This is a genomic window from Azospirillum formosense (genome assembly GCF_013340925.1).
In the GTDB taxonomy this organism is placed as follows: Bacteria; Pseudomonadota; Alphaproteobacteria; order Azospirillales; family Azospirillaceae; genus Azospirillum; species Azospirillum formosense.
Genome location: NZ_WHOR01000445.1, coordinates 1 through 2,444, shown reverse-complemented (window position 1 = coordinate 2,444; position 2,444 = coordinate 1). Strand labels below are relative to the sequence as shown.

General features: G+C 71.6%; 3 protein-coding genes. All 3 read right to left on the bottom strand.

The window, feature by feature from the left end; all coding sequences use genetic code 11:
• Positions 1-5: 5 nt before the first annotated feature.
• From GBZ26_RS28790 to GBZ26_RS28780, 3 genes are read right to left on the bottom strand one after another with little or no spacing between them, the layout of a single operon-like run.
• The gene (locus tag GBZ26_RS28790) at positions 6-764 is read right to left on the bottom strand and encodes a hypothetical protein (RefSeq protein ID WP_174441722.1); all 759 of its coding nucleotides are present in this window, start codon (positions 762-764) and stop codon (positions 6-8) included.
• A complete protein-coding gene (locus tag GBZ26_RS28785) occupies positions 761-1,192 on the bottom strand; it encodes an SET domain-containing protein (protein WP_174441721.1) in 432 nt (143 codons plus the stop codon). Before GBZ26_RS28785 ends, GBZ26_RS28790 begins: the two co-directional genes overlap by 4 nt.
• Before the next feature lie 23 nt (positions 1,193-1,215).
• The gene (locus GBZ26_RS28780; protein ID WP_174441720.1) at positions 1,216-2,379 is read right to left on the bottom strand and encodes an SDR family oxidoreductase; all 1,164 of its coding nucleotides are present in this window, start codon (positions 2,377-2,379) and stop codon (positions 1,216-1,218) included.
• Positions 2,380-2,444 lie beyond the last annotated feature (65 nt).

Below are 2,444 nucleotides of genomic sequence, written 5' to 3'. Positions count from 1 at the left end.
TTTTTTCAAGCAGAGGACGGCATACATGGTTCCCCTTGGCCTCGTGGGCACGGGGATGTGTATAAGAGACGGTCCTCCAGCCGGGCGAGGCAGAGGACCTCCACGCTGTCGGCCCAGCGCGGGTTGACGCGGCGGAACTGGGCGACCGCCGGGCTGTCCAGCTTGGCCGCGCTGATGGCGCGGGCCTCCTCGGTCAGGCCGTAGCCCTGCCACTGCCAGTCCACGGTGCCGGTCCCGGCGTCGTAGTACTGGGCGAAGCATTCCCGCCCGATGTGGTCGCGGAACGCCCGGTCGAGGTCGTCCGGAGGCTGGTCGGGATGCGGCGTGTGGCGGACGAACAGCATCGGCATGTAGCGGTAGGAGCGGTAGCCGACCGCGCTGTAGCTCCAGTACCACAGCCGTCCCGAGCGGTCGGCGCGGGCGCGGGCGACCATCTCGGCGACCATCGAGCGCACCAGCTCGTTCGACCCCCAGAAGCGGCGCTCCAGGATGCAATGGGCGGTGTGGAAGGCGCCGACGGCGGTGCCGCCGATCTCCACCGCCTGCCGGTAGACGGTGGCGAAGCCGACCAGCTCCCCGGTCCCGGCGTCCTCCTGGAGCACGCAGTGGTCGAGGTCTTCCAATTCCTCGTTGAAATAGTCCTCGCCGTAGCCTTCGAACCAGACGCTGAGCAGGGCGAACATCGCCGCCCGGCGCTCCGGCGTCAGGGCCGCCGGCGCGACGAAGCTGGTCCGCAGGGGAGGGCGCGCCGCGGGCGTGGTCATCCCCCAGCCCCAGCCCCGGTCCCGGCACCGGTCAGGTAGAGCGCAGCCCCGGCCTCGCGCACGTCGGCGCAGATGTCCTCATAGTTGCAGGTGATCTCCTCCCCGGCGGCGATGGCGCGGCGGGCGACGAAGCGCCGCCAGTCGCCGGGATCGGCCCGCCCGATGGACGGACCGTCGGCGTGGTTGAGGAACCGGGCGTCGTCGCCCGGCAGAAGGACGCCGACCCCCTCGATCACGCAGCCGTGGAAGTCGACCAGCCGGGCGACCTGCGGAAACTCCGCCAGCACGGCGTCGTCGGGCGCCAGCAGGCGGTCGATGCGGGCGTCGAACGCCCACACCGGCGTGCCGGCGGCGACCGCCTCCTCGGCGAAGAGCCCCAGCCCGTGGATCGGGCTGGAGGCGAGGCGGGTGGCGATGAGGAGCGGCATGGCGTCCTTCTCCAGGAGCAACGTCAGGCGGCGGCGGTGGCCGCCTCGGCGGGAGCCAGCGACTCGTCGAACTCGAAGCTGGCGGCGTCGTCCACGAACTGCTCGGCGATGGTCGTGCCGGGGTTCGTCAGGCAGACGCCGATGTAGTCGGCGAAGCGCGGCGGCGGGGTGAAGCCCTCGGCCAGCAGGCGGCTGTTGTCGAAGGCGATGTCCTGCGCGGTGAAGCGGTGGTACTTGCGCCCGCCGGCCATCATCGTCCGGTGCAGGATGTCGCGCTGCGGGAAGGCCAGCCGGAAGGCGCGGTCGAAGGGCCTCCAGCCCTCCGGCCCCTTCGGGTCGAAGAAGCTGTAGGGGCGGGTGCCCTCATGGCCGTGCGCGGCGAAGGCGGCCTGGAAGTCGCTCCACAGGGTCCGGCTGCCGCGGCCGGCGGAGATGTGGTAGAGGCTGTGCTTCAGGTCGGGCTTGCGCAGCAGGTCGTGCAGCCGGGCCGAGGCCCAGTCCACCGGGACGATGTCGATGAAGCCGTCCGGCGAGCAGGGCAGGACGCCGGTGCGGTCGACCAGCCGGAAGAACCAGAAGATGCTGGCGCTCGGGCGCACGCCCATCGCGGTGTGGCCGACGACGATGGACGGGCGGCAGACGACGATCGGCAGATCGGGGAAGCCGGCGGCGAGCGCGCGCTCCGCCGCCGCCTTGCTGCGGGTGTACTCGACGATGTGCGGCGTGTCGTGGCCGGGGGCGGGGGCCTCCTCGACCATCTCCAGCCACGGCGTCTCGCCGCAGCAGAAGGCGGTGCCGATGTGCAGGAAGCGCTGCAGGTGCTTCATGCGGCGGGCGCGGGCGGCCAGCGCCAGCGTGCCGTCGACGTTGATCTGCCAGACCGAGTGGCGGCTGTCGAAGGAGGTGTCGGCGGCGACGTGGACGATGTGGGTCACCGCGTCCAGCCGCGGGTCGGCGCTGGTCGCCAGCGACTGCAGGTCGCCCGGAATGATCTGGCAGAGATCGGCGTAGGCCTGGGCGGTGGCGCGGTCGACGCAACGGGAAAGATTGGTGGCGAGACGGGCGCGGCAGGCGGCCTCGTCGGCGCCGCGGATCAGCAGCAGGCAGTCGGCCGCGGTCCCGTTCTTGACGGCGTCGAGGTAGAAGGAACCACCGAGAAAGCCGGTGCCGCCGGTGAGAAGGATCATGGTGTGCCTCGGTCTCGCGTCTGGGGGAGGGGAGGGTCTGGCCGTGTGGGGTTGGCCGTGTGGCT

Bases quoted from the DNA above. Each gene is read 5' to 3' on its own strand.
- GBZ26_RS28790 (WP_174441722.1), bottom strand. From the start codon at position 764: ATGACCACGCCCGCGGCGCGCCCTCCCCTGCGGACCAGCTTCGTCGCG.
- GBZ26_RS28785 (WP_174441721.1), bottom strand. From the start codon at position 1,192: ATGCCGCTCCTCATCGCCACCCGCCTCGCCTCCAGCCCGATCCACGGG.
- GBZ26_RS28780 (WP_174441720.1), bottom strand. From the start codon at position 2,379: ATGATCCTTCTCACCGGCGGCACCGGCTTTCTCGGTGGTTCCTTCTAC.